General features: G+C 45.7%; 21 protein-coding genes. 6 read left to right on the top strand and 15 right to left on the bottom strand.

Annotated features, from left to right (window positions below; all coding sequences use genetic code 11):
• Window positions 1–2 precede the first annotated feature (2 nt).
• From ACQY73_RS14640 to ACQY73_RS14710, 15 genes are all read right to left on the bottom strand, one after another.
• Window positions 3–1232, bottom strand: a complete 1230-nt coding sequence (locus ACQY73_RS14640; RefSeq protein WP_428667319.1) for an MFS transporter — start codon at window positions 1230–1232, stop codon at window positions 3–5.
• A gap of 255 nt (window positions 1233–1487) precedes the next feature.
• Window positions 1488–2789 (bottom strand): Gfo/Idh/MocA family oxidoreductase, encoded by a 1302-nt coding sequence (locus ACQY73_RS14645; protein WP_428667321.1) that lies wholly within the window; start codon window positions 2787–2789, stop codon window positions 1488–1490.
• A 125-nt stretch (window positions 2790–2914) separates the two neighbouring features.
• Window positions 2915–3685 (bottom strand): 3-ketoacyl-ACP reductase, encoded by a 771-nt coding sequence (locus ACQY73_RS14650; protein ID WP_428667323.1) that lies wholly within the window; start codon window positions 3683–3685, stop codon window positions 2915–2917.
• 9 nt (window positions 3686–3694) lie between these two features.
• Window positions 3695–4054 (bottom strand): helix-turn-helix domain-containing protein, encoded by a 360-nt coding sequence (locus ACQY73_RS14655; protein WP_428667325.1) that lies wholly within the window; start codon window positions 4052–4054, stop codon window positions 3695–3697.
• Window positions 4055–4125: 71 nt separating this feature from the next.
• Window positions 4126–5571: an NADH:flavin oxidoreductase gene (locus ACQY73_RS14660; RefSeq protein WP_428667327.1), complete on the bottom strand. Its 1446-nt coding sequence runs from the start codon at window positions 5569–5571 to the stop codon at window positions 4126–4128.
• Between the two features lie 109 nt (window positions 5572–5680).
• Window positions 5681–7099, bottom strand: a complete 1419-nt coding sequence (locus tag ACQY73_RS14665) for a glycosyl hydrolase (RefSeq protein WP_428667329.1) — start codon at window positions 7097–7099, stop codon at window positions 5681–5683.
• A gap of 209 nt (window positions 7100–7308) precedes the next feature.
• Window positions 7309–8637 (bottom strand): GntP family permease, encoded by a 1329-nt coding sequence (locus tag ACQY73_RS14670; protein ID WP_428667331.1) that lies wholly within the window; start codon window positions 8635–8637, stop codon window positions 7309–7311.
• A gap of 183 nt (window positions 8638–8820) precedes the next feature.
• Window positions 8821–10152: a polysaccharide pyruvyl transferase family protein gene (locus ACQY73_RS14675; RefSeq protein WP_428667333.1), complete on the bottom strand. Its 1332-nt coding sequence runs from the start codon at window positions 10150–10152 to the stop codon at window positions 8821–8823.
• A 114-nt stretch (window positions 10153–10266) separates the two neighbouring features.
• The gene (locus ACQY73_RS14680; RefSeq protein WP_428667335.1) at window positions 10267–11538 is read right to left on the bottom strand and encodes a polysaccharide pyruvyl transferase family protein; all 1272 of its coding nucleotides are present in this window, start codon (window positions 11536–11538) and stop codon (window positions 10267–10269) included.
• A gap of 160 nt (window positions 11539–11698) precedes the next feature.
• A complete protein-coding gene (locus tag ACQY73_RS14685; RefSeq protein WP_428667337.1) occupies window positions 11699–12970 on the bottom strand; it encodes a polysaccharide pyruvyl transferase family protein in 1272 nt (423 codons plus the stop codon).
• A gap of 16 nt (window positions 12971–12986) precedes the next feature.
• Window positions 12987–14429 (bottom strand): RagB/SusD family nutrient uptake outer membrane protein, encoded by a 1443-nt coding sequence (locus ACQY73_RS14690; protein ID WP_428667339.1) that lies wholly within the window; start codon window positions 14427–14429, stop codon window positions 12987–12989.
• A 16-nt stretch (window positions 14430–14445) separates the two neighbouring features.
• On the bottom strand, window positions 14446–17904 hold the full coding sequence (locus tag ACQY73_RS14695) for a SusC/RagA family TonB-linked outer membrane protein (RefSeq protein WP_428667341.1): 3459 nt from the start codon (window positions 17902–17904) through the stop codon (window positions 14446–14448).
• Window positions 17905–17923: 19 nt separating this feature from the next.
• The gene (locus tag ACQY73_RS14700) at window positions 17924–18922 is read right to left on the bottom strand and encodes a FecR family protein (protein WP_428667343.1); all 999 of its coding nucleotides are present in this window, start codon (window positions 18920–18922) and stop codon (window positions 17924–17926) included.
• Window positions 18923–19041: 119 nt separating this feature from the next.
• Entirely contained in the window at window positions 19042–19716 is a 675-nt protein-coding gene (locus ACQY73_RS14705; RefSeq protein ID WP_428667345.1) for an RNA polymerase sigma-70 factor, read from the bottom strand.
• A 121-nt stretch (window positions 19717–19837) separates the two neighbouring features.
• A complete protein-coding gene (locus ACQY73_RS14710; protein WP_428667347.1) occupies window positions 19838–21100 on the bottom strand; it encodes a hypothetical protein in 1263 nt (420 codons plus the stop codon).
• A gap of 135 nt (window positions 21101–21235) precedes the next feature.
• Between ACQY73_RS14710 and ACQY73_RS14715 the strand changes: the two genes are divergently transcribed.
• The 6 genes from ACQY73_RS14715 to ACQY73_RS14740 all read left to right on the top strand — a co-directional run bounded on the left by ACQY73_RS14715 (window position 21236) and on the right by ACQY73_RS14740 (window position 26047).
• A complete protein-coding gene (locus ACQY73_RS14715) occupies window positions 21236–21766 on the top strand; it encodes a DUF2911 domain-containing protein (RefSeq protein ID WP_428667349.1) in 531 nt (176 codons plus the stop codon).
• A 105-nt stretch (window positions 21767–21871) separates the two neighbouring features.
• A complete protein-coding gene (locus tag ACQY73_RS14720) occupies window positions 21872–22735 on the top strand; it encodes an alpha/beta fold hydrolase (protein WP_428667351.1) in 864 nt (287 codons plus the stop codon).
• Window positions 22736–22789: 54 nt separating this feature from the next.
• Window positions 22790–23452 (top strand): family 16 glycoside hydrolase, encoded by a 663-nt coding sequence (locus ACQY73_RS14725; RefSeq protein WP_428667353.1) that lies wholly within the window; start codon window positions 22790–22792, stop codon window positions 23450–23452.
• A 112-nt stretch (window positions 23453–23564) separates the two neighbouring features.
• Window positions 23565–24437: a ThuA domain-containing protein gene (locus tag ACQY73_RS14730; protein WP_428667355.1), complete on the top strand. Its 873-nt coding sequence runs from the start codon at window positions 23565–23567 to the stop codon at window positions 24435–24437.
• Between the two features lie 13 nt (window positions 24438–24450).
• Window positions 24451–25119, top strand: a complete 669-nt coding sequence (locus tag ACQY73_RS14735; protein ID WP_428667357.1) for a carbohydrate-binding protein — start codon at window positions 24451–24453, stop codon at window positions 25117–25119.
• 67 nt (window positions 25120–25186) lie between these two features.
• Window positions 25187–26047, top strand: coding sequence for an alpha/beta hydrolase fold domain-containing protein (locus ACQY73_RS14740; protein WP_428667359.1), 861 nt, complete (start codon window positions 25187–25189; stop codon window positions 26045–26047).
• Window positions 26048–26166 lie beyond the last annotated feature (119 nt).

A 26166-nucleotide genomic window follows, 5' to 3' on the forward strand; every position in this document is an offset into this window, starting at 1 on the left:
AACTACTGTTCCTCATAATTCATGTCTTTCGTAAACGTTTCTTCCAGAAATTGAAGGGCAACCAACGAAATAACGACAACCACAATCCCGATTACTAAAGCCCCGTTGATAACACCCAAAGAAGGTTTTAGGGTAATGAAAGCAGCTCCCAACGGAATAGTAGCACCGCGCACAAAATTCGGAACGGTAGTGGCTACCGTAGCCCGGAGGTTGGTACCAAAAAGTTCGGCTGCCAGAATGATAAAAAGCGTCCAATAGCCATTGCAAAATCCTAAGCAAACGCACAGTATATAAAACTGAGTGTTGGTTTGGATAGGAGCCATGAGGTAAACCACCATCAACATAAACGACATCAATATAAAGATACGAATCGCTTTTTTTCGGCTTTGAAGCCGTTGACTCAAAAACCCGCTTACAATGTCTCCAAAGGTTTGTCCGGTAAAAGCGAGCATAACAGCTTTACCGGCAATGATAGGATCGGCCAGACCATGGCTTATGCCGAATTCGGGAGAAAATGTGATCAAAATTCCGACTACAAACCACAACGGTACGCCAACCAATATGGCCAGCAAATACTTTATAAGTCGTTGCGGTTTTAAAAGCATACTGATATTACCGCGCTGTATGTTTTTGTCGCGCAAATTGACAAAAAGTCCGGATTCAAATATATTGACCCGCAAGACCAACAATAAAAGCCCTAAACCTCCTCCGACGTAATACGACATACGCCATTCAAACAGATCAGCTACAAAATACGCCAAAACACCGCCCAAGACGCCCATCGTAGCTACCATCATTGAGCCGTATCCGCGCAAATGCTTGGGTAAAACCTCCGCCACGAGCGTGATCCCGGCCCCTAACTCCCCTGCCAAACCAATGCCCGCAATGAAGCGCAGTACGGCATATTGCGTCATATTTGTGATCATCCCATTGCCAATATTGGCCAAAGAATACAGTAAAATAGAACCGAAAAGCACCGATAGCCGCCCTTTTTTATCGCCTAAAATCCCCCAAACAACTCCCCCGACCAGCAAGCCTGCCAACTGCATATTGAGCAGATACAGCCCTTGCGGCAATAGTTGGTCGCCCGTTACACCAATGGCTTTAAGACTGGGCACGCGCACCACGCTAAACAGAAACAAATCGTACATGTCGACCAAATAGCCCAGAGCGGCCACCAAAACGGGAAGTTGAAAAAGGTACTGAAGGGTAGTTTTAGGAGAAGAGGACATACAAGCTTAACTATTAAAACAAGGGGGATTTTTAACAGGGGAAATTTTAAACTGAAAAACCGAAAAATGTAAAACCGAAAAATGTAAAACCGATAAACCGGCTAAGCGAACTCGTAATAAATGTAAAAGGGAATAACAGAGTCAAGGTAAAATATAAATCGCACTGAGCTTTTTCAACATTTCTCCCTTTTTCAGTTTTACATTTTTCAGTTCTTCGGTTTTGCAGTTTCACATTTCCCGGTTTTGCGGTTATCATTAAACTTTATCCGGCACCATATAAGGAGCGCGGTACTTACGGGTAAGCATCGCGTTAGCCTGTTTGTCGTTGATAAATGTTTCTTTGGTTGGGTCAAACTTAAGCGTGCGTCCCAAACGATAAGAAATATTACCCAAGTGCGCCAATGAAGCGGCCAAATGCGCCGTTTCAACCGGACCGTTCAGGATTTTCTTATCATGCGCCCGTACAGCATCTACGAAATTTTTGTAGTGGTCACCACCGGCATTCTTAGCCGGACCGGGCGTACGTTCTCTTCCCAAATAGGTTTTATAGTCTGAATAACCGTTGATGACCATGTAGCCTTTGTCGCCGTAGAAAAGATTTCCTACCTCCACACCGTCCTCTTTGTTGGTCATCCAAGGGCGAACTTCTACTTCAATGATCTTTTTCTGTTTTGGATAAATGTAGCTTGATGTAAGGGTTTCGGGCGTTTCCTTGCAGTCATTCCAAAGGAATTTTCCACCTGTCGAAGTAATTTCTTCGGGCAAACCTACGTCCAAGCCCCAAAGCGCCAAGTCCGTTTCGTGAATGCCTTGGTTACCGATATCACCGTTGCCGTATTCCCAAAACCAGTGCCAATTGTAATGAACGTAGTTTTTAGAGAATTCACGCGCTTGGGCGGGCCCCTGCCACAAATCCCAGTTCAAGCCGGCAGGTACTGCCGAAGGGCCTTGGTTTCCGATATCCGGACGCCATTTGTAGATCAAAGCGCGCGCCATGTACACGTTTCCGATCAGGCCTTCGCGAAGATGTTTGATAGCTTCCTGCATTGCTACCGAGCTGCGCAACTGTACGCCATGTTGTACGATGCGGTCGTATTTGGTAGCAGCTTCCACCAATTTACGTCCTTCGTAAATATTGTGACAGGCAGGTTTTTCCACATACACATCTTTGCCGGCCTGACACGCCCAGATCGCCGCCAATGCGTGCCAGTGATTGGGAGTTGCAATGCTCACGGCGTCAATGTCTTTGTCTTCGTAGACCTTGCGCAGATCCTGCTGCGTTTTTACTTTTTTGTTGTATTTCTTTTCGAAATCGGAAGCGCGTTCCTGAAGCACAACATTATCAACATCGCAGAGGGTAGCAACTTCTACATTTTCTAATTTGGAAAAGCCGGAAATATGGTCTTTGCCACGGCCGTTGACGCCGATCACGGCTACGCGTACGCGGTCATTGGCACCAAAGGCACTGGAGGGGATAATGGTAGGGATTCCTACGGCTGCCGTACCTAAGGCGGCTGTTTTCAGGAATTTCCGTCGGGAAAAGGGGGTGTGTTTCATTTGCCAAGGGTTTGATAGTATTCTACCCTTAGTAAGACCTTAACGAAGCATAAATACTTGTTTTATTGAGGCTAAAATTAGGTTTTTCCAAGAATTACTCTGCTTGGCGCTTTATGAAACATTGTTTACAATCTCGCTAATGTCAACCCGCCGTCGATCATAAATACCTGCCCCGTTGAATATGGAAAAACGCCTTCGGCAATGGCAGCTACGGCTTTGCCGATGTCGTCGGGGTATCCCCAACGCGGTTGGACGGTCAGCCCGTCAGCAATGAGTTTGTCGTATTTGTCGGTCACCCCGGCAGTCATATCGGTTTTGATGATGCCGGGCCGTACTTCATAGACAGGAATGCCATATTCTCCCAAACGAGTCGCGAACAATTGCGTGGTCATGCTTAAACCCGCTTTTGCTACACAATATTCTCCACGATTGACGGAGGCAACCGTTGCTGAAATCGAAGAAATTGTAATAATACATCCTTCAAAATCAGGATTATGCGCCTTTTGTTGAATCATCCAATTGGCCGCCGTTTGGGTCAGGAAGTAAGTGCCTTTTAAATTTGTATTGACCACATAATCAAAGCTTTCTTCGGTAGCTTCCAAAATATCATTGCGTACTTTGGGTGCTACGCCGGCGTTGTTGACCAATACATTTAGGCGTCCAAAGTGCAATTTGATTTTATCCAACATCGCCGTTCTTGCTTCCGTCGAGGCAATATCACCTTGGCAATAAATGACTTTAGCTCCCAATTGTCGTAAATGCATCAACACTTCGTCTACCGATGCTTCATCACGCATTCCGTTGATCGCCAGATCAAACCCTTTCTTAGCCAAATGCTCGGCTATTCCCAAACCAATTCCCCGGCTACCTCCCGTGACGAATGCTACTTTTTTCATAAACTTTATCTAATAAGCCAGTAAAATATGCGCCGGAATTCCCAATTCATTGTGTAAAAACTTCATAAAATTGAGACTCATTTGCTTTTTTCCATTGATAATTTCAGAAATCGTACTCTTACTCATTCCTACGCGTTTGGCTAACCCTATTTGCGACAGTCCCTGTTCTTCCATTTCGTATTTCAAAGCCTCAAGCGGGCTGAGAAGCTCTATTTTATGATGCTTTTGTTCATATTCATGTACCAGTAAAGACAAAATCTCCAGTACATCACCCTCCGAAGTGTTAGGTCTTGCATGAAAAATCGTTTCTAATTTTTTCAACGCGAGCTCATAATCTTGTTCGGTTTTAATAGGCTTTATAGTTTCCATGAGTCAAAATCTACGTAAATGCCCGTCTGAATGTCGGCAAAGTTTTGACCCTTGCCGACGTTGGTAAATGTTTATAAACTCTCTTTAACTGCCTTCAATTCCTCCGCTTCCGGTCGTTTTTTGTAAAGCGGATCTAAAGGATAACAGCCTGAAATAATGCCGTTTCGCGGCGCGGTAGTACAATCGGAGAAGGTTCTGCAAATAAGATTTCGCGTCATGGTTCGGCCATGCGCCATGTCATCAGGCATAGTTGGGTAAGACAACACCATTCGTCCAAAACCAATGCTGTCGGCCATGCCGGTTCGCAAAACATACTGCGCTACGTTAGGTAACCATTCCTGCAAATAAGAATAGCCGGAACCGATGATAACCAATTCAGGAAATGCTTTTTTCAGTTCGGCCGTCACAGCAATTTGGCGTTTTACTCCTGCAAATGGCTCTTCAGGCGGTTGATAGCCGTCAGAAGGCGGGAAGAGTGCGGGACGCATCAAATGCGGATTGTAATAAGGGCTGCCGCCGGTGATGCAGATCATCTGAATCCCTAAACTTTGAGCTAATTTAAAAAATGCTTTTGTTTCTGCCAGATCAATGCCCAAGCCGTTTTTTTTTCCCCCAAAAGCATAGGGATACACCTCTGCTTTTTCAGGTTCGCCCTGCTCACCAGGTCCTTTTTTGAAAGGCAAAAAGTCAAATGCACTCACCCGAATACCGATTTCCAATCCGGGAGCCGCTTTTTGGATTCCTGCGACGATATTGCGTAAATAACGCGTGCGGTTCTCAAAACTGCCGCCGTATTTGCCGGGGCGATCTACCGCGCTCAAAAACTCATGTCCCAAATACCCGTGACAATGCTTTACATCTACAAAATCAAAGCCTGCTTTTTGCGCCAATACCGCTGCATTGATGTAATTTTCGATGATCTCATCAATTTCTTCGTCAGTCAACGTCGGATAATCGGCCGTCATGCCAAACTTTCGGTTCAGGAATGGGTGCGCGTAAAGTATCTTCGACTCAAATTTTTTGTGACTGTTGGGTTTACAAAATCGCCCCGAGTGAGTGAGTTGTAAGCCAATGACGAGGCCGTCGGTAGTGCCGAATTTCTCAGTATGCTTATCAAGAATAAGTTGACGAAGGTTAACAAATTCTTCAAAATTAGCCTCATTCATCACCAACTGATTTGGATTGGCTTTGCCTTCGTGACAAACGGCTACTGCTTCGCATCCAAACAACAACTTAGCTCCGCTTACTGCGAATTTTATCCACCGGTTTTTGGTAAATTCCGTCGGTTTTCCGTCCAACGTTCCGTCCCAACCTTCCATTGGTAAAATACAAAGGCTGTTTCCAATGGTTTTGCCTGATTTCAACGGAATAGCCGTATTGAACGGGCTTTCAGCAGGAGGCAGCAATGTTTCATCAAATGACAAATCCACATTGGCGGCTTCCAAATAGTTTTTCAGGTCAGAAGCCGTTTTCAGCTGCGCTACTCGGGTATATTTCGGTTTGTATTTGGTTGACATGAAGATTTCGTTAACCGTTAGTTGTTATCTGTTATTCGGTTTTGAAAAACGTAGGTTCCTTTCTTTTACAAGTCAGACCTGCGATCAGACTCAACCTACCCACAGGCATTTACTTTACACAATTTAAAAAAGCGTAATAAGGCTCGTTATTTATAATTCGTTGGACGTAAAGCGCCGCCTCCCGAATGTGATAATCACCCCACATGCTCGACTCACCATACGGAATCTTACTGCCTTCAGGCACATAATCCCAACCGTTGGGATGGTGGTAAATCGAATGCAGCAAAAGCCCTTGGTGATTGGGGTCGGTGCTGAGGTAAGGCTCTTCAAGCAATGATTGCAAAACGGTCAAACCTGCCTGCCAATAAACCTCTCCCCCCTGCCCCCTCTCCTCTGAGAGAGGGGAAGTTTGTTTGTTCATTAAATATCTACCCAATCGCAACAAACCCTGAGCACCAATGGCAGCAGCAGTACTGTCAACGGGTTCATGATCGTTGAATGGGTCAGCAGGTTTATTCAAATAATCACCTAGCTTATAGAGTGTTGGCGCGCCGGTATCCCAATAAGGGATACCGTTAATGGGTGTATGTTCGATGTAAAAATCGCAGGTAGCGCGGGCGGCTTTAAGCATCATGGCTTCGATAGCTTCACGCCCGCCAAAAGGCACCAGTTCGTTGTCAGAAATGCTTTCTAAGGCTTCCAGTTCCTCCGGAAAACCACACATGGCCCACGCCAAACCGCGCGTCCAGGTGGTGAAACCGGTGTAACCTTGCTGAGAATTGGGGCAACGAAAGTTGCCGTCTTTGGTATTGAAAACACTCTCGTGAGCCGTGCGTCCCCGGATATCGTACGAGTCGCGGCCTTCACCGTAAAATACCGAAAAGTCGGCGGTAGCTTTGATGTGCAACAAAGCACGTTCGAGCAAATTGATCTTCACGTCTCCTTCGCCCTGAAAAACATGCCCTAATTGATGACTCACCACCAACGCCCGGCACGAACGAATGGTATCGACAAACAGCGAATGCGGGCCGTTGAAAGAATGAATAAATCCGCCCGGTCCGCCGTTGCGGTTTCTGATCGGCGTCCAGCGACTTGCCTGCACAGCGCCCGAAATTTTGAGGGCCAATTCGTAGAAATTTTTCTCCCACTCATTGAATTCTGTCTTGCCTTCGTTCATCAGACGAAGCAGATTTCCGTAGGTGCTGACATTGTTGAAACCGTGGTCGTGCACGCCAATGTGGCTCACGTGCGGTGCCATCACGGCGAGGGTATTTTTGCGGCCGTATTCTAAAAATTCGGTTTCGCCCGTAGCATCAAACTGTAAAATGGCCGAACCAAACTGAAAGCCCTGCGTCCATTCGGTCCAACCGCGTGTGGTATATTTTCCCTGAACCGTAAAAACGGGAGAACCTTTGGAAACATCGTATTCCTGCTCGATGGAACGAATCTTCTGAGCGGAAAGCTCCCAAAATCGCTGCAATTGAGCGGATAGATCAGAAGGTGTAAGGGTGGAATTAATTTGAATCATTCAGGTTGCAAAAAAGGTTAAAACGTGCTGAAATGAAAACAATCGCTGCATTCATACTACTTTTAACAAAACATTTTACCCTTGAAATCTACTTTTAATTCGTACCTAAATTGGCTTTCTAAAACGTAAATTTGTTTGTTTAGCCCTAAAAGCGGATTACAAATCCGCAACAGTTGGGGTCGGGATTTAAAATCCCGACCGGCGAAGCTCTACCACGTTTTATCAATTATCCAAGTAAGTATCATTCCTAAAACTCCACTTACGGTACTTACCAGTGACCACGATCGTAAGGTTTGCGCAACGGTCATGCCTGAAAATCGGGAGATAACCCAAAAACCTGAATCATTGGGAAAAGAGCAACACATACTTCCGCAACAGATAGCCAACCCAACGGTGATAGGGTGCGCTCCTGCGGCAGCAATCATGGGCGCTACAATGGAAGAAGTAGTCACCGCTGCAACCGTGGCCGAGCCTTGCGCACCACGCAAAATAGCAGTCAAAATAAAACCCAACATCAACAACGATAAATTCATGGAAGAAAGCCACTCAACAAGTGACGCCGCGATTCCTGAACCATTGATAATAGCTCCAAATGATCCACCCGCGCCCACAATAAACGTCAATAAACCCGCCGACGCGCCGCTTTCACTGACCAATTCATCAAAGGTTTTCCGAAAAAATGGTTTTAATAAAACCGCCGCTAACACAACGCCCAACAACATTGCCACGTTTTTGTCTCCAAAAAAAGCGGTTACCTGACGCTCCGTAGAGCCTTTAGGCAACCATTCCGCCGCAACACTACCGACCAAGATAAGGAGTATTGGAAAAAGCAATAGAAATAAGGATAATGCACCTGAAGGTTTTTTGCGGGTATCCTGCACTACGCTTACAGTCTCTAACTCAGATTCAACAATTTGCATTTCAGGCATCTTAGCAACATATTTCGCCGCCACCAAACCTAACAAAGCCGGCGGTAAGGCCACCAAAAGTGACCAGCCGATAAACGGCCCGACGGGCAAATTGAGCGTGCCCATCACAGCCAACGGCCCGGGCGTAGGCATCACCAAACAATGTGTAGCAAAGCCTCCAATGATCAATGCCGTCACGAGAGCAACCAATGAAATACCCGTTTTACGGGATATATCGCGCAGCAAAGGCATATAAATAATAAAAGCAGCGTTTAGAAATACGGGAATACAGGTCAGATATCCTGTCATATTGATGGCGAGTAACGCATTTTTTTTACCTACAGCTCGCAGCAAAAGCACCGCAATTTGCTCGGTAGCGCCTGCATCGGCCAAAAGGTTTCCGAGAATAATCCCCAATCCGATCACAATGCCGATGTTCCCCAAGGTTTGGCCGAAGCCTGTGGAGAGTTGTTTCGTTACCTCATCCAACGGCATACCAATGGCCATCCCCGTGAGCAAACCTACGCCCAGCAGAGCCACAAAAGGATTGATTTTTAAGCGTATGATCGTAAAAAGAAGCACGGTGATAGACACCACAAAAATGACTAAAGGGTAGGAGCTCTGATTCATGAATGAGGGATTTAGGTAGTGAGAAAAGCGTTCAAATGCATCTTTCTACTAACTACGGTGGTTTTGAGAAACCACCGGCAACTTTCGGGTTTGAGAACCCGAAAGCACGTTGAATCCGAATGCCTGTCAGCACTGTGCCGGCAGATTCTCAAACCTGACGCAGGGTTTCTCAAAACCCAACCATTAAGCCGTCGCCAACTTTTTAACTACTGCCATACTCGCTTTTTGTCGTTCTTTCACAAACAACATCGCTTTTTGAACTTTGGCTTTGGCGGCGGGATAATCCTGATAGATATTCAAAACCGCGCCCGTTATATCAGCGGCAGACGCTTGGTCAATTTCAAACAGCCATTCGGGTAAACCAATATCCCGAAACATCCAACCTTTTCTGCCGTGTTTTAAGGAGCGTGCATGCACAACGGGCACTCCGAGCGCCAATGCCATGATGAGCGAATGCGGCTCCATGCCAAATGCACAATTCGCCCGAGCATACACTGACATGGCTTCATCAGCGCTCCAGAAGGTTTCGCGGCAAATCACTTTTGGCTTAATATCGGCCTCCAGTTGGTCGTAAAGCATGGTTTTGCCGTATTTTGTTTCTTTGAGGGCTTCGGGTGCGATCAACACTTTTTGCCCCGTGGTTTGCACCCATTTCGTAATGAGGTCTTTTACTTTATCCAACCGCAGACGGTCTTGTTCCTGCTGCTCGGGACTCGGTGCGGGATTCATCAGATCGCCTTTTCCGGTAGCGTTGAGGTGCGGAGTATTGGTACGAATGACTACGACCAAAAATTTGCCCGCTTCCAAGCCCACTTGTTTGAGATACGCCAACCCTTTTTCTTCATCGCGAACATCGATACCAAAGCATCCATCCGGGCCAAATTCGAGAACAGGCGTTTTGAATTGATTCTCTTTCAGAAACTTGACCGAGTCGCCATCGCGACAATAAATAAAAGCAGCGCGATTCAGCACATCGCGAAACAGCGAGAGCGACGGCGGCGCAAATTTATCGAACGAATGCCCGTAAAGACCGAAAGGAATATTGTTTTCGATGCAATAGTAAAACGGCGCGAGGTTGGACATGACACCGCCCCATTCATAGTTGAAAAGGCCATAATTCATAGACATTCCTGAATTATGAATGTACAGATCGGCCTGCTCGAAAGCGGCTTTCAGTGCGGCGTTTTCCGAATTTTCTGCATTGAAAAAAGCCCCCTGAATGATTTTTACTTTGGGGAAATTTTTGGCGATCAACGCTTCCGTCACAGGTCGAGGTTGGGCATGCCAAAGAATGATCTGTGCTTCAGGCACGTATCTTTCCAATAGTCGAAGCGTGCCGGGCGTATGGCCAATGTCACCAATATTATTGTCATTCCACGACGACCGTATTACAATTGTGGGAGTTTTCAACGAAGGTCCTTGGGTCATAAAATTGCCTAACGACTCTTCAAAAGATAAGGTAACAGTAGCGGTGGATAACGCAGAAAGTTTAAGAAAATCGCGGCGGGTTGACATGTTCAGTAGAAGTAAGGAACAGAAAAATAATAAAATGTAAAACTGAAAAATGTAAAAGTTTTAAAGCTATTTAGCCGATACAACCTGTTCTTTATTATAAACTCATTCCTACGTTTAACCGGATAACACATTTTTCTTCAAGACTTCCATTGTTTCGCGTTGCCGTTTACCGACAAATTTTTGAGCTTTGGTTACTTTTTCTTTAGCTGTTTTTGGATCTTTGGCCATCGCCAACACGGCAGGAACGATGTTGGCTACCTCCCGTTCATTATCCATATCAAACAACCAATCGCCCAAACCAATGTCGCGCCACATGGCGCCTTTACTCGTTTGTTCTTCAAACCGACAAACAATGGCAGGAATGCCTTGCGCGATGCACATAATAGGCGAGTGCATTTCGATTCCAAACAGCCCCGCCGAACGAATGTACGTGCTGACGGCTTCGTCGGTGAGCCAATAATGATCTCGCCAAACTACTTTGGCTTTTACATCTTCCGGCAACGGATCGTACAGCATTTCTTTGCCAATCCGTACCTGCGTTTCATTTTCAGGAACGAGTAAAACTTTCATGGCTGTCTGACGAACAACCGCAATGATCGCCTCGCGAATCGGCGCATTGTCGTGTTCTTTCATAGCTTCATTTCGGGCGTGTTTGGCTTCGTTGATCGCCTGTTTTTTACTCGGAAGCTCCCACCAGGGGGAGAATCGAAGCTGCGGAATGGCGCATAAGAATTTCCCCTTTTCCAGACCATACTCTTTCAAAAAGGCATCGGCGGCCTTATCATCTTTCACGTCAACGGCAAAGGCACCATCGGGGCAAAACTCCATGATCGGGCAATTAACGCCTTTTTCTTTGGCAAATTTCAGTGAAACCGAATCTCGAAAATAAGCAAAACGGGCGTTGCTTAATATCTCAATATCCAATGGGTTGAATTTCGTTCTATCCTCCGGAAAGCCATAAACACCGGGAAAAGTAATTCCATAAATGCCGTAGGGCTTACCCGTTGTTTTACGCCAACGTTCCACATCATTCCGAGCCACCAACGAAGGCCCGGAACCGTGTAGCAGAAAATCACATTCTGCCATTGCTTTCTGTATCTCTTCCGGCGTTTGAATAATATTTAACTGTGGAAAGCGCCTCCGAAGCATTTCTTCAACACCATTACCGACATTGGACGGCCACAGCCGCACCTCCACATCGGGCAAATATCTTTCCAACAAAGTAAGCACACCGGGCGTATGGGCAATGTCACCGATATTTTCCGTTTGCCAGGAAGAACGGAGAATAATAGCCTTTTTAGCCTTGGCTTGCGCTAACATCGGAACATTTATCAACATCCCGATAAGTGCCGGCAGTTTTGTCAAAAAACCTCTGCGGTCGTGCATTTTAAAACTGAAAAATAATAAACCGAAAAATTTTAAACTGAAAAACGGAAAGTGTGTCGGGTTGCTCCCAACCCGACCGATAGGGTAATACTTAAAACTGAAAAATAATAAACTGAAAAATTACAAACCGCAAATCCGAGTTTCAATATAGAAAATTTACTTACACCGACAGGTTTTTCTTCAATAAACCCATCGTTTCGCGCTGCCGTTGTTCTACAAATTTGTGAGCTTTGGCGGCTTTTGCTTTGGCGGCTTTCGGATCTTTGGCCATCGCCAATACCGTTGGCACATACCGCGCTATATCCTGCTCATTGTCCATATCAAACAGCCAGTCACCCAAGCCAATATCACTCCACATCACGCCTTTACTGGTTTGTTCAAAAAAGCGCCCTACGATGGCCGGAACGCCATTTCCGATACACATGATGGGCGAGTGCATTTCGAGTCCAAACAAACCTGCCGAACGAATATAGGTACTGACGGCTTCGTCGGTGATCCAGTATTTATCGCGCCAAACCACTTTGGCTTTTACGTCATCGGGCAGTTTATCCAACAGCATTTCTTTGCCCAGTTTTACCTGTGTTTCGTCTTCCGGGCAGATCAGAATTTTCATGGAAGTCTGTCGAACTACGGCAATGATTGCCTCACGCAGCGGAGCGTTGTCGTGTTCTTTCATGGCCTCATTACGCGCATGACGTTTTTCATCAAACGGCGTTTTTTTGGCAGGAATTTCCCAATAAGGGGTAAATCGAGTACGAGGTATCACACATAGGAATTTGCCTTCTTCCAATCCATGCGCTTTCAGAAATTCCGTTGCTGCTTGCTCGTTGCGCAGGTCTACGGCGAATGCTCCGTCGGGACAAAACTCCATTACGGGATTATGCACTCCATTTTCTTTGGCAAATTTCAACGAAATGGAATCTCGAAAAAGGGCAAAACGGGCCGCGTTCAATAATTCTACATCCACCGGCGACGCCGTCACCGCAGCTTTGGGGTCGGGGGTGTAGACTCCCGGAAAGGTAATGCCATATACGCCGAACGGCTTGGCGGTTTCTTTGTGCCAGCGCTCTACATCTTTACGTGCCACCAGCGAAGGGCCCGAACCGTGCAATAAAAAGACGCATTCTTTGAACGCCTGCTCAATTTGTTCGGGCGTGGTGATGATGGATACCTTCGGAAAGCGTCGCTTCAATAATTCTTCTACGCCGTTATTAACACTCGACGGCCACAGGCGCACTTCTACATCGGGCAGGTATTTTTCCAACAGCGTAAGTACGCCGGGCGTATGGCCAATGTCTCCAATATTGACCGTTTGCCAGGAAGATCGAAGAATGATAGACGTTTTGGCGTTTTTTTGTGCCAATGTCGGAATACTCATCAGTAATCCAACCAACGAAGGGGTTTGTTTTAGAAAGTCTCTGCGGTTGAGCATACAATGGAAATTTAGATCAATATCCCGGGTTTTGTTTCAGATTCGGATTGGCATCCATGTCGGCCTGCGGAATAGGCATCAGTAGATGAAACGGCTCAATCGTGGCGTTGCGGGCAAAGCTGTTCTCCGCTTTTACTGCTTCGATCAACCGCCCTGTACGAATCAGATCATAACGGCGGGAATTTTCAAAGACCAGTTCCAAACGTCTTTCCAGCCAAACGGCATCTTTAAATTGCTGATAACTCAATCCCGACAATGCCGTCAGCCCTGCTCGGGTACGTACTCTGTTCAACGCAGCATACGCATCGGCAGTGGGAGCTTTGTTTACCTCATTCGTAGCCTCGGCATACATCAGGAGTACATCCGAATACCGCAGAATAGGAATACTCGTTCCTTCTCCTGAGGTGGTTTTGGCCGTTTTATCCCATAATTTTTGAAAAGATACCGCCTTGGTAAAATCGGGATCGGTAATAGACAGCGTGGTTGTCACGCCATTGTATACATACGAAGTAATGAATGTTACGGCTTTACGGGTATCCTTGTCCGAATAAAGATTGAACAATTTTTCGGTAGGACGGGCAATTCCGGAACCTGTGCCCGGATAAATGGGTGCCGAGCGCACACCGTACCCTCTGCCATGACCATGACCACGCACATCGGTCAGGTATTGTACTTCAAAAATATTCTCTTTCCCGCCGCGAGCGGTAAGGGCAAAGGCATCGGCAAAATTGGCGTACAGATCATGCACACCCAAATCCATTACTTCTTTGGCTTTAGCGGCGGCCTGCGCCCAATAAGGCGAGCCCGCAGTCGTGCCGGCCCTGGTCAGGTACACACGCGCCAGAATACCTTTGGCTGCACCCAGCGTAGCGCGCCCCGATTCAGCAACAGGATATGATTTTGGCAATACAGCTTCGGCCTCTTTCAAATCCGTTTCGATGAGTTCATATACCTTGTCAACGGGGTCACGGGAGACTGCCAAACCTTCAAGGGAGGTGGTTTCGGTGGTAACTACGGGCACATCGCCATAGAGGCGTACGAGGTTAAAGTAATGAAGCGCGCGCAGGAATTTTGCTTCGGCAATATAGCGTTTCTTCAGCGCTTCATCCATTGTGATACCAGGCAGGCGGCTAATGACGATATTTGAGCGATTAATTCCGGAATACGCACCTCCATAGTTTGAAATAAAAGTATTGGAGGGCGTAATGTTGTACCGCCACAATAATGGACGGTCGGCAGAACCGGTCAGGAAAGGCACGGCGTCATCAGTTGTCACCAGATCCAAAAACGGATCAGTAGCTCCGATGGCTGAATAACATGCTCCCACGGCTGCTTTAGCATCGTCAGCGGTTTTATAGTACGTCACATTGGTAAGATTGGTGACGGGCGAAAGGTCCAATTGATTTTCGCAGGAAGTCAGAAAAAGGGTCGCTACGAGCGCTATATATCTAATTTTCATCGCTTTAAGCAAGGTTTTAAAATTTCAAATTTAAGCCAACCAACACCGTTTTTGCCGAAGGATACGCGCCATAGTCAAGTCCCTGACTCAGCGACGAGCTGCCGTAACGGTTTACTTCGGGATCGTAGCCGGTGTATTTAGTGATCGTGATCCAGTTTTGAGCCGTCACGTAGATTTTGGCCGAACTCAACGCCAAGCGGCTCAGTACGCCTTTAGGTAAATTATACCCCAACGAAATATTTTTAAAACGCAGGTAAGAACCGTCTTCTACCTGGAAACTCGACAGGATACGCGAGCCGCCGGCACTGTTGGCACGCGGAATGGTTGTGCTTGGATTGGTAGGTGTCCAACGATCCAACACCCGCGCCGATTGATTGTTCCCTCCTGTTAGATTCAGCAGATCAAAGGAACCATAATTCAGGATCTGATTGCCGTAGTTACCCTGAACAAAGATGTTAAAGTCAAACCCTTTATAGGTAAACGTGTTGTTGAAACCACCAAAGTACTTGGGATTGGAATTGCCGATAATGTCCCGGTCATTGTCATTGATAACACCGTCGCCGTTTAAGTCTTTGTACCGAATGTCGCCCGGTTTGGCCGTTTTTTGCGCCGATGCATCTATTTCAGCCTGATTCTGGAAAATACCATCCATCACCCGTCCGTAATAATTTCCCAACGGGCTGCCTACTTTCAACAAGATGGGATTGATAGAAGTAGCAAAAATAACCGCATCTGTCCCGGTCGTAAACTGCTGGCGACCGTCAAGCGTCAGGATCTTATTCTGATTGAACGTAATGTTGAAATCGGAAGACCATCGAAAACCGCCTCTGTCAATATTGATCGTACTTAGAGACAGTTCAAGCCCTTTGTTCTCCACACTGCCGATATTTTTAAGCGTAGATGAAAAGCCCGACGAAGTGGGAATACCGATGCTAAAAAGCAAATCTGAAGTAGTTTTGATGTAATAATCGGCCGTCAGTTGGAGGCGATTATTAAAGAAACCCGCGTCTAATCCTATGTCAAGCTGGCCATTTTTCTCCCAACGAAGGTCAGGATTAGCCACGCCGCCGGTGGCCGCTCCCGTGTTGAGCGCACCGCCCAATATATACGTCGTTGAAGTAATATTGGCCAGATAGCGATAATTCCCAATTTCCTGATTTCCCGACAGACCATAGCTTATGCGCAATTTTGCGTCCGAAATGACCGACTGTTTTTTCATCCATTCTTCGTTGGCCAATTTCCACGCCAATGCTCCCGATGGAAAGAAACCAAATTTATTGTTGGGCCCAAATCGGCTGGAGCCATCGCGGCGTGCAGTAAGTGTCAATAAAAAGCGGTCATCGAAACCATAATTGACCCGGGCAAGATAGGAGATCAGCCGCCAATCGCTGGCGCTTGAACTGGGTGCTACGAGCGTTGAACCTGCGCCAAGATTATTGTAAGAAGCAAAATCATCCGTAAATGTATTGGCATTGGCACCGACATTTTCCATAGCCAAGCCCTGAATGGTATACCCAAGCAACCCACTGATGCTGTGACGAGGCGATAGTTGCCGTGTATAATTCAGCGTATTTTCATTGAGCCATCCGATGCTTTGCGCTGTCGCGATGGAAGCCCTTCCTCCCAAACTGGCCCCATCCGTTGACAGACGGGTAGAATAACTGTTCGTTTTGGCACTTTGGATATCCGCGCCAAAACTTGTACGGAAATTTAAGCCGTCGATGATCGTATAATCAAGATACGTATTTGCCAACAAACGCATCGTTGAAGCAATGCTACTGATCTCCTTGGCAATCGCCAACGGGTTATCGACCCCGTACCCATTCAATGTTCCCGTATTTTTGTAATAACTTCCGTCACCATTAAAGACCGGGAAATTGGGCGCATAACTTAGCGCCGAACTTGTCACCCCTCCCCCCGCGTTGCCGTCCACTTCTGTTTTGGCATTGTTACCGGTGGTATAAGCTCCCTGCATTGTCAAGCCTACCTTCAATTTTGAAGTCAGGTTATTATCAAGATTGGCGCGCAGGGTATAGCGTTTAAAATTGGAATTGAGCACAATTCCCTGCTGATCGTAATAGCCAAATGAAACGGCATAACGAGATTTATCGGTACCCCCCGAAGCCGAAAGCTGATGGCTTTGGATCGGGGCTTTTTGAAATATTTGCCCTTGCCAATCGGTGCCGGCACCCAAAGCCGATGGCAGCGGCAGATCTGCCGTAGAACCGTCAAAATAAGGTTTTGCTCCACCGTTGGTACGTGCTTCGTTGACAAATTCAGCAAATTGTTGAGCGTTCAGCAACGGAATAGCGTGACGAATGGATTGACTTCCGTAATAACCATCGTAACTTATTACCGCTTTGCCCGCTTTTCCTCTTTTTGTGGTAACCAATACCACACCGTTTGAACCGCGAGAACCATAAATAGCCGTTGCAGAAGCATCTTTGAGCACTTCAATGGATTCAATATCATCGGTATTGATCGAATTCAGGTTTCCGGTCGGAAAACCATCGATCACATACAACGGGTCATTGCTGGCATTGACCGAACCCGAACCCCTGATTCGAATGGTAGCACTTCCGCCGGGCCGGGCCGAGTTTTGAATCACCTGCACCCCGGCAGCCCGCCCCTGCATTGCCCGGTCGAGCGATACAATGGGAGTTGCTTTGATGGAATTTTCACTCACTTTGGACACCGCTCCCGTTAAATCGCTTTTTTTGACGGTTCCGTATCCCACCACCACTACTTCTTCCAACGACTTATTATCCATCCGCAACGAAATGTCCATTTGGGTACGCTTTCCCACTTCCATTTCCTGCGCAGTATAGCCCACAAATGAGAACACGATAACGGTTTTTTCGTCGGGTACGTTTAAACTGAACTCCCCTTCGGCATTGGTTGTCGTTCCCCGTTGCGTGCCTTTGATGATCACATTCACGCCCACAAGCGCTTCGCCATTATCCGCCGAAACTACCTTACCTCTGATGGGCTGCTCTATGATTCGTTGAATTTCTTTGCTATCAACAAGGGTTGTTTCTGTGTTTGTTGCGTTCGTTTGCTCTGTTGCATTGCCGGCTTGAGGAATTGTGACACCTTCGGGAAATCGAGCCTCACTTTGCTCCGACCTCCTTTCGGTGCGTTTGTCGGTAATTACGTAGCCGCCGTTCTTTGATTTTTTATAGCGCAACCCCAACGGTTTCAGCACCGCATCAAGATTTTGCTCCAGTTTTACATTGGGTTTCACCACGTTACTCATTACCGTGAAGCCTTCTACATTGCGGTCGAAAAACAAAATATCGACTTGATATTGCTCTTTGAGTTCATGCAAAACGTCTTTCAGCTTCTTTTGGGAAGGTTTATTTGGAGAGTCTTTGCTTTGGGTAGTTTGGGCACTGGCCAGTAGCTGCGCAAAACTTGGCTGTACTCCCCCCGGCAATACTCCCAATAACAGCAGGGTCAGTATTGTTTTTTTCATCGTTAACGGTTGGTTTGAATTATTGGTCGGTAGTTATGATTATTCGATTTCCCTCTTTTCGGTACGATAGATTGGAAGCTTCGGTGAGTGTTTCCAGCAGTTCTTCGGCGTTGTTGGCCGTAAATGATCCCGACAGCGTCCATTGCGCCAATTCCGATTCAGGAATCTCAACCTGCAACCCAAAATTATCTTCAAACAATTGGGCAACTTCTTTAAGCGTTGTCTCTTCAAACACAAATCGGTGATCCTGCCAGGCAGCGTAGTTTTGCGGTTTGGCAATTTGACGAAGATTGGCCGCGCCCTTGGCATCCATTGTCACCAAATCGCCGGGCTTCATCATCAGTTGTTTTTGGGTGTTTCCTTCCTGATATCTAAGTTGAACTTTGCCTTTGTTCAAAACTACTTTGGCTACTTTAGGTCGCGTATTGACAACGAACTCCGTTCCTAACACAACGACTTCAAAATCCTGATTGGTTTTTACGATAAACTTTTGGTTATCATCCTTGTGCGTTACCGAAAAGTTAGCTTCGCCCGTCAGATAGACTTCACGGGTATGACTTCCAAATCCAAAACGAGATACTTTGAGCGACGAATTGGCGTTCAAAACCACTTGGCTCCCATCTTCCAGTTTTACTGTTTGTGTTTGGCCATAAGCGGTTTTGTGGGTTTTATACAACAGATTTTCTCTAAATACCCAACCTCCTATCAACATCAAAAACACAATGGAAGCCGCCGCCAAAAACCGCGATGAAAGGCGTCTTTCCACAAAAACGGGTTCTTCTTCCTCGTCGCCTCCTTCTTCATCGCGTTGCGCCATGCGCGACCGATGCGCTTCCAGGGCCGCCTGCGGATCGGCAACGTATTGCGGGTGTTCGCTTTCCCACATGGCCAGATAATTGTAAAACAGTTCGCGGTTCTCACTGTCCTGTGCCCAATCTTCGATCATCTGCTTTTGGAAAACAGTAGCTCTGCCCGAGAAATAATTGAACAACATATCTTTGGTCACTTGCATCTTCATCTTGAAAGAATTTAAGAGTAGGACGTTTTTCCGTCCAAAAACACTTAGCGGTGTGGATTTTCTTATTTTCGATTGCGGATTTTGGATTGTCGATTAGGCAGTCCGTTTTCCATCACTCCCTAAAACCAACCACTTCCAATCAGAAGGATCAGTATCAGCCATTTATCTTTCAGCGACGTCCGAATTTGTCGAATGGCCTGGTAAAGATGCGCTTCGATGGTGCGGAGTGAAAGGTTGAGTTCGACCGCAATTTCCTGGTATTTCTTCCCTTCAAAACGGTGCATCACGTAGATCTGTCGACGTTTCAGCGGCATGTTGTTGATGGCATTTTCAACATCGTGGTACAGTTCTTCGTACTGAATGATCGAATCAGGCTCGGAAGCGGCAGGACTCAAAAATTGGTTGGCGCTATCTAACGATGTATTTCGGCGCATTTCGCTTCTTACATAATCAAACGCCCGATGGCGAACAGACGTAAACAGAAACGCCCGAAAAGAAGTAGTAATGGTGTGGTATAAATGTTGTGAATGAAATTCGTAAAAAATATCCGAAACAATATCTTCGGCGATGGCTTTTGAGGATACATAACGCACGGCGTGGCTGCAAAGCATGGGATAATATTGCTGAAACAGCAACGCAATTCCCCCATCTGCATCGGTTTCAAATGCTTTCCGAATCATCAATTCAGGGTCAAGTGCGGCTTGTTTCACCGATGACTTCCCTGTATCGATTATCCTAAAAAGCGGTTGCTCCTTATCTTCTTCCTCCTGCATATTCTGCCTGACAACTCTCATTTTCTATCTAAAGATAAGTTTTTTCTTGGAAACGTTTTATTTAACCCCTGTTTTGAGATAGACGTTTACCACCCAAGAAAACACTTAGTGGCACAGGCAATTTTTTTAGAAAATTTTTTGATCACAAAAATTCGGCTCTTTCAACCCTTCCCGTTCCTTCAAAACACACAACGATTCCGATCATTTTACCCAAATCCTCGTTGCAAGGGGCAGTAAAAACGACTTTTTCATTTAAGAATATCGTAAAGATTTTATTTTTAACACTGCATTTCAAGCGTTGAGGCGTAGAAAAATCACAACCCAATGCCGACATATCCCGATCTTTGCCGCTGATCCCTGTACCGCCCAAGAAAATGAACGAATCTGATATACAGCCTTTTGAGCCAAACGTCACTGCAATGGCGCTTTCGGAAGTCAGTAGACGCAGTTTTACTTTTTGACAAAGTGATTCTTCTTTCGACGAAGTATTTTGTAGAATGGTTTCAAACGTAAAATCGTTGGCCATGACACCAAAATCTTTGACCAAATAAAAGTTTGTCCATATATCGTTAAAGACCGATTTGCCCGTTTTTTGACGAAGTGTTTCCGCGTTGATCTCCATGCTGTTGCCCGCCGTTTCTTTCTTACTCAGGTACATCGGAATGGGCTTTTGATCAATGATTCCCTGCCAGCCCTGCGTTTTAATGAAAATATCGTGCTCTTTCATGATTTTGTCACCCACCAGGAGCTTGGCTCTGAAATAACCCGGATAATAATAAATGGAGGTATGTTGCCCTTTATGCGCCGCAATGCGCTCTTGGCGGCGTCGATCCCACGACTGTTGAATCGTGACGCTGTCAGCGTTGATGTTGCCGATGTCATAATCAAACACTACCGAATTGGGCAACTCTTCGGTCACTTTCCTACTACTGAATTGTACTTGAGAATTGTCAATGGGGGGCTTGATATTGTTCAAAAATAAGAACGAAATAAAGGCAACGATAACGACTGAAATGCAACCGATGAGCAATGTTCGGCGGCGTTGCCAAAAAGAAGTAACCGGTAAATGTGTCGATACCGTCAAGGCGGGTTCGGACAATTCGTTTCCATTTTCATTCTTATTCAACGTAACCATGGAAACATAGAAAAGCCGCCAATTGTCGTACCCCAAAAATTGGGCAAGGGCATTGAGCGTGGTTTGGGTGGGTACAGAGTCGTATCTCACTTTACCCCATACTCGCTTGAGCGTAGTGGCGCTGAGGGTAACGCCCGTTGCGGCGGCAATTTGTTCACTGAGGCGCTCAAAATCCTGCGTCGACCAGTCATTGCTACTGCCCCAATTTACTTTTTTTTCCACCAATGCCCGACAACGGGCTAGGGCAAGGTCTTTTTCTTCAATAATCATGGCTTTGACAATCAACTGTTTGAACGTCTGAATCAACTTGCACCAACTTGAACAGGGTTTGAACAGGCAGTTTACCGTTTGTTTTTAATCTTTGGGCTGTTCAATTTTTTCAATCACTCAATTTTCTTTTCAGCTATGCAAAAGTATGTAAAAAACAGCCTGACTTTACTCCCTTTTTTGGCACTTTATTTTGTTGGTCACCAAGCTATTGCCCAAGATAAAGCCGCTCGTCCAAGCCCACCGGCGCAGGTAACTCAAAAAGTAGGTGATGCCACTGTTAGTATCAATTACAGCCAACCATCGATCAAAGGCCGCAAAGTGTGGGGCGAACTCGTTCCCTACGGTCAGGTATGGCGCACAGGCGCCAACGAAGCCACGACCTTTGAGGTAGACAAAGATGTAAAAATCGAAGGCAAAACGCTGTCGGCCGGCAAATACGGGTTCTTTACGATACCGAACGAAAAAGAGTGGACGATCATCTTCAATAAAGTACCCAATCAGTGGGGCGCTTTTAAATACGACGATAAACAGGACGCACTACGTGTGAATGTAAAGCCTAAGAAATCGTCCAAATTCAACGAAAAACTTGTTTATGAGGTCTCGTCTAAAGGAAAAGTGGGTATCTTGTGGGAGAATGCCGAGGTGGATTTTAACGTGAGTAAGTAAATTTTACACGCGTCAAACCTATAAGGTTTTTGAAACCTTATAGGTTTGGTTTATCACTACCCTTCAACAACGATGAGGACAATTTTCATAGCATGTTTATTTTGGATGCCTTTCACTTTGTTTGGGCAAGAAAAATCAATCAATGTAAACGGTACCAATTATCATGTTTTTTTAAAAGGATTTGAAAACAGAAGCCAAAATACCCCTGCGATAATTTTTGAAAATGGCATGGGAGTAGATTTGGGGAATTGGAGTAAAATAATGGAGCAGGTTTCATCCTTTGCTCCTGTTTTTGCTTACGATCGTGCCGGAATAGGCAAAACGGATAAAATCTTCAAGATGCCTACTGCAAAATTCGTAGCTGAAAATCTGCATGACATTCTGAAAACTTTAAAAATAACGCCTCCATACATACTCGTGGGACATTCGCTTGGAGGAGTGTATATCAGGAGTTTTGCCGGTCTTTATCCCAATGAGATTTCGGGATTGGTTTTTATTGACCCTGCCGATTTTACGGAAACCAAAAATGACTGGAATGCCATTTTCAGAACGATGGGGATTCCGGAAAAGAAAATTGACGAAATGTTATACGATCGCCTTTACCGGCAACAATCAAAAGTGGATTCATTGCATTTTGGTCCTTGGAGCGAAAGACAGATTTTAAATGATTTACGAAAAACAGATTTTGCCGAAATCACTGCATTACCGTTACCTAAGGTTCCGATCTACTTTTTTGTTGGTGGAAAATTTGAAGTTCCTCTTGACCAACGAAGCAAAGATTTTGACCACGAAGCCTTCTTCCACATAAAAAACAACTCAAACATGGAGCGATGGAAGAAACTGATTTACGCTTCAGGCAAAGCCGGGATGCTTCTTTATCTTACCAATGCCGGTCATTATATCCATCTGGACGATCCTAAGTCGGTCATTAATAATATCAAAATTTTGGTGGAAAGTCTGAAAGAATAGACTTTCATAATAAAACCAATAATCAAACCCGTACAGCCATTTATCTTCATACACATGACTTCAAGATTTTCTTTAGCAACAATCTTTCTTTGCGCCTGTATGCTCAGCGCCTTTGCCCAACAAAAGTCCGTTGCTTATGATCTCTATGATCTGAACGCCAAAGGCAAACTACAGGTGTTTAATCGGACACTTACGCCCGGTACCGATCCGCAACACAAAGGCATTTCTTTCTCTGAAAAAGAAGGCGAAGGTATCGCATGGCTTGAAGGTATTGCTTTTCAAAACGGTGTCATTGAACTTGACATCAAAGGCAAAGATGTTCTTCAACGAAGTTTTGTCGGCGTTGCCTTTCACGGGGAGGATGACAAGACGTTTGATGCCGTTTATTTTCGTCCTTTTAATTTTCAGGCTACGGACTCCGTCCGTCGTATTCATGCCGTACAGTATGTGTCTCACCCTGATTTTCCGTGGGAAAAATTAAGAGCAACGCAAAACGGCAAATACGAAAAATCGGTCTCTCCTGCACCAAATCCCAATGAATGGTTCCACGCTAAAATAGCAGTGGACTATCCGCATGTTTTGGTATATATCAACAATAGCTCTGTACCTTCTCTGAGCATTGACAAATTAAATCAACGCCAAAACGGTAAAATAGGCTTGTGGGTAGGAAATACGTCGGGCGGAGATTTTGCCAACTTAAGCATCACGAATAAGTAATGTCTTCTTGAAAATACTACCAAAGGCAGTAAAATAAAGGGAGATTCAGGCTTTATGCTACTATTGGTTCGTGCTTTTGATGAACCGACTTAAAGTTCTAATCTCCCTTTTTATGAAAAGAAACGTATTTGTATCTGCGCTGTGCCTTTTGCTTTTAGGGTGGGGCGGAGTTTTTGCGCATTCAACTCCCAAAGCTAAAAAACCACTGATCGTTTTTGTATGCGGCGATCATGAGTACAGCGGCGAGCAAACCCTTCCGTTGTTGGCGGCAGAATTGGAAAAAAACTACGGATTCCGTACCAAAGTACTCAAATCTTCCCCCGACCAAAACGCTGAAAAAAATATCCCCGGATTGGAAGCCTTGGAAGAAGCCGACCTAGCGGTTTTCTTTCTACGCTGGCGCCAACTCCCCGCCGACCAACTGGCTCACATTGACAAATACATGCGTTCGGGCAAACCGATGATCGGGTTTCGTACCACCACGCACTCGTTCAATTTCCCCAAAGGGCACGAGTCTGAAAAATGGAATGCGTTTGCAGAATTGGCCTTTGGAGCGCCTCCCGGTTGGGGCGGCAAAGCCAATCATACCCACTACGGTCACGAAAGTACCACGGATGTTTCCATCATTCCCGCCGCCGCTTCCAATCCTATTTTGACAGGCGTTGCACCCACTTTCCATGTTTCTTCATGGTTGTATAAAGTACAACCCGATTATCCTGCGGCAGGAGCTACGTGGTTATTAATGGGAAAATCCGTTAACCCCAACAACCCCAAAGCCATCGAAAATCCCGTAGCGTGGACGTGGAAAAACAGCTTTGGCGGCAAGGTTTTTATGACTACCATGGGCCATCCCGAAGATTTTGCGGTAGAGTCGTTTCAACGATTGGTCATCAACGCCATTCATTGGGAATTGGGCAAAAAGATTCCAAAAAATTGGAAAGGCAAAATCGACATTAATGTTCCCTATCGCGGCATTAAGCAGTAACTAACTATTTGTCATGCTGAAAGCATCTAAAAAAATTCTGCTCCTCACTTTCGTACTTTTCTCAGGTTCGCTTTATGCCCAGAAAAATTACAAAGGCAAGCCTTATAGAGATAGTCTTCAGGTACTTCCGGGTAAGTTGGAATGTGAAAAATACGACAGCGGCGGCGAAGGAATTGCGTACCATGACAAAGATAGTCTCAACAATGGAAGCGGTAAACTGAACCCCAACGATGGCACTTATTTCAATACGTTTCGCATCAACGAAGGCGTAGATATTTCTTATACTAAAGCGAAAGGAATAGACGATAATCCTTTTAACGAAGTAGTTCCTTTATTGAATCAACTCTACGTAGGCTGGACCGAACCGGGCGAATGGGTCAACTATTCCGTTGAAATCAAAGAAGACGGCTATTATGAAGGCATACTGATGTACACCGCTAATGCCGATGGAAAGATCGCCATTGATATAGATGGAAAAAGTTGGTTAGCACCCGTTGTCATTAAATCAACCTATAACGCCAAAGATGACGTCGCTTGGCGGCAATGGCACCATTGGAATAAACAGGTGATCTTCAGTGCTCAAAGACTACGCAAAGGAAAACACTTGCTGACGCTCAAAACCGTCGAAAAAGGTAACATGAATTACGATTTCATTGAGTTTAAACAAGTTCTTGCACCATAGGTGCTACCTATTTGTAGATAAAACAATAGACAATTAACCAATGGATGCCGTAGGTATCCTACTTTTTATGAAAACTGCTTTTTTCCTAACTATACTTTCTATCTGTGCAATGTCGGTACACGCCCAAAAAGATACGATCATTGTCAAAGACATTGTGTATGCCGAGGCAGAAGGCAAAAAACTTCAACTGGATATTTATAAGCTAAAAGGACAGATAACCCCTTATTTGATCGTGTGGATTCACGGCGGCGCGTGGCATTCGGGCAGCAAAGAAAAACCGCCTTTGGGAATGTTGGAACACGGCTACGCACTGGCAAGCGTTGATTTTCGGGCAAGCACTGAAAAAGCATTTCCGGGGCCGGTCCATGACATCAAAGCCGCCATTCGTTTTTTACGAGCCAACGCCGCCAAATATGGCTACAAATCCGATAAGATCATCATTTGGGGCGCTTCTTCGGGTGGACATTTGGGAGCATTGGTTGCCACAACCAACAATAATCAAACCTTGGAAGGCACACTTGGAAATTATACAACTACCTCTTCTTCCGTACAGGCTTGCATTGATTTTTTTGGTCCTACCAATTTTTTGACCATTCTAAATCAGTCTACGCCGCATGGACTGAATGTGCGATTACCGGCATTGGCTATTTTGTTAGGCAAACCCGTAGAGCAGGTGCCTGAATTGGCCAAACTCGCCAGTCCGGTCTATCAGGTAAGCGCCGGCGCTCCTCCCCTCTTTATCGTTCACGGCGAGCAGGACATTCAGGTGCCCATTAACCAATCCATCGAATTGATGAGTGTCTACAAAAGCAAAAACTTACCCGTTCAGATTGAATTTGTTCCCAACGCAGGGCATTCCAGCCCGGCGTATGCGAAGAAAGAATTGATGGATAAAATAGCGGTGTTTTTGAAGGGAGTGGGTTTTTGAGCAGTACATTAACTACTGTAAATCAAAGCAAACCGTGATTTACAAATCGCAAAACTGTAAATGGAAGTAGAGAAAATGACGGTGGAGATAAGAGGGTAGCAAGGCTAAAAATAGTATAA

It is taken from the genome of Runella sp. (assembly GCF_965279615.1).
Lineage (GTDB): Bacteria > Bacteroidota > Bacteroidia > Cytophagales > Spirosomataceae > Runella.

What these genes read in the sequence shown, in the direction of transcription:
- ACQY73_RS14690 (WP_428667339.1), bottom strand. Translation starts at nt 14,429, where the DNA reads ATGAAAATTAGATATATAGCGCTCGTAGCGACCCTTTTTCTGACTTCC.
- ACQY73_RS14715 (WP_428667349.1), top strand. Translation starts at nt 21,236, where the DNA reads ATGCAAAAGTATGTAAAAAACAGCCTGACTTTACTCCCTTTTTTGGCA.
- ACQY73_RS14655 (WP_428667325.1), bottom strand. Translation starts at nt 4,054, where the DNA reads ATGGAAACTATAAAGCCTATTAAAACCGAACAAGATTATGAGCTCGCG.
- ACQY73_RS14675 (WP_428667333.1), bottom strand. Translation starts at nt 10,152, where the DNA reads ATGTCAACCCGCCGCGATTTTCTTAAACTTTCTGCGTTATCCACCGCT.
- ACQY73_RS14700 (WP_428667343.1), bottom strand. Translation starts at nt 18,922, where the DNA reads ATGAAGATGCAAGTGACCAAAGATATGTTGTTCAATTATTTCTCGGGC.
- ACQY73_RS14650 (WP_428667323.1), bottom strand. Translation starts at nt 3,685, where the DNA reads ATGAAAAAAGTAGCATTCGTCACGGGAGGTAGCCGGGGAATTGGTTTG.
- ACQY73_RS14710 (WP_428667347.1), bottom strand. Translation starts at nt 21,100, where the DNA reads ATGATTATTGAAGAAAAAGACCTTGCCCTAGCCCGTTGTCGGGCATTG.
- ACQY73_RS14725 (WP_428667353.1), top strand. Translation starts at nt 22,790, where the DNA reads ATGACTTCAAGATTTTCTTTAGCAACAATCTTTCTTTGCGCCTGTATG.
- ACQY73_RS14660 (WP_428667327.1), bottom strand. Translation starts at nt 5,571, where the DNA reads ATGTCAACCAAATACAAACCGAAATATACCCGAGTAGCGCAGCTGAAA.
- ACQY73_RS14670 (WP_428667331.1), bottom strand. Translation starts at nt 8,637, where the DNA reads ATGAATCAGAGCTCCTACCCTTTAGTCATTTTTGTGGTGTCTATCACC.
- ACQY73_RS14705 (WP_428667345.1), bottom strand. Translation starts at nt 19,716, where the DNA reads ATGAGAGTTGTCAGGCAGAATATGCAGGAGGAAGAAGATAAGGAGCAA.
- ACQY73_RS14645 (WP_428667321.1), bottom strand. Translation starts at nt 2,789, where the DNA reads ATGAAACACACCCCCTTTTCCCGACGGAAATTCCTGAAAACAGCCGCC.
- ACQY73_RS14680 (WP_428667335.1), bottom strand. Translation starts at nt 11,538, where the DNA reads ATGCACGACCGCAGAGGTTTTTTGACAAAACTGCCGGCACTTATCGGG.
- ACQY73_RS14665 (WP_428667329.1), bottom strand. Translation starts at nt 7,099, where the DNA reads ATGATTCAAATTAATTCCACCCTTACACCTTCTGATCTATCCGCTCAA.
- ACQY73_RS14640 (WP_428667319.1), bottom strand. Translation starts at nt 1,232, where the DNA reads ATGTCCTCTTCTCCTAAAACTACCCTTCAGTACCTTTTTCAACTTCCC.
- ACQY73_RS14695 (WP_428667341.1), bottom strand. Translation starts at nt 17,904, where the DNA reads ATGAAAAAAACAATACTGACCCTGCTGTTATTGGGAGTATTGCCGGGG.
- ACQY73_RS14720 (WP_428667351.1), top strand. Translation starts at nt 21,872, where the DNA reads ATGCCTTTCACTTTGTTTGGGCAAGAAAAATCAATCAATGTAAACGGT.
- ACQY73_RS14685 (WP_428667337.1), bottom strand. Translation starts at nt 12,970, where the DNA reads ATGCTCAACCGCAGAGACTTTCTAAAACAAACCCCTTCGTTGGTTGGA.
- ACQY73_RS14735 (WP_428667357.1), top strand. Translation starts at nt 24,451, where the DNA reads ATGCTGAAAGCATCTAAAAAAATTCTGCTCCTCACTTTCGTACTTTTC.
- ACQY73_RS14730 (WP_428667355.1), top strand. Translation starts at nt 23,565, where the DNA reads ATGAAAAGAAACGTATTTGTATCTGCGCTGTGCCTTTTGCTTTTAGGG.
- ACQY73_RS14740 (WP_428667359.1), top strand. Translation starts at nt 25,187, where the DNA reads ATGAAAACTGCTTTTTTCCTAACTATACTTTCTATCTGTGCAATGTCG.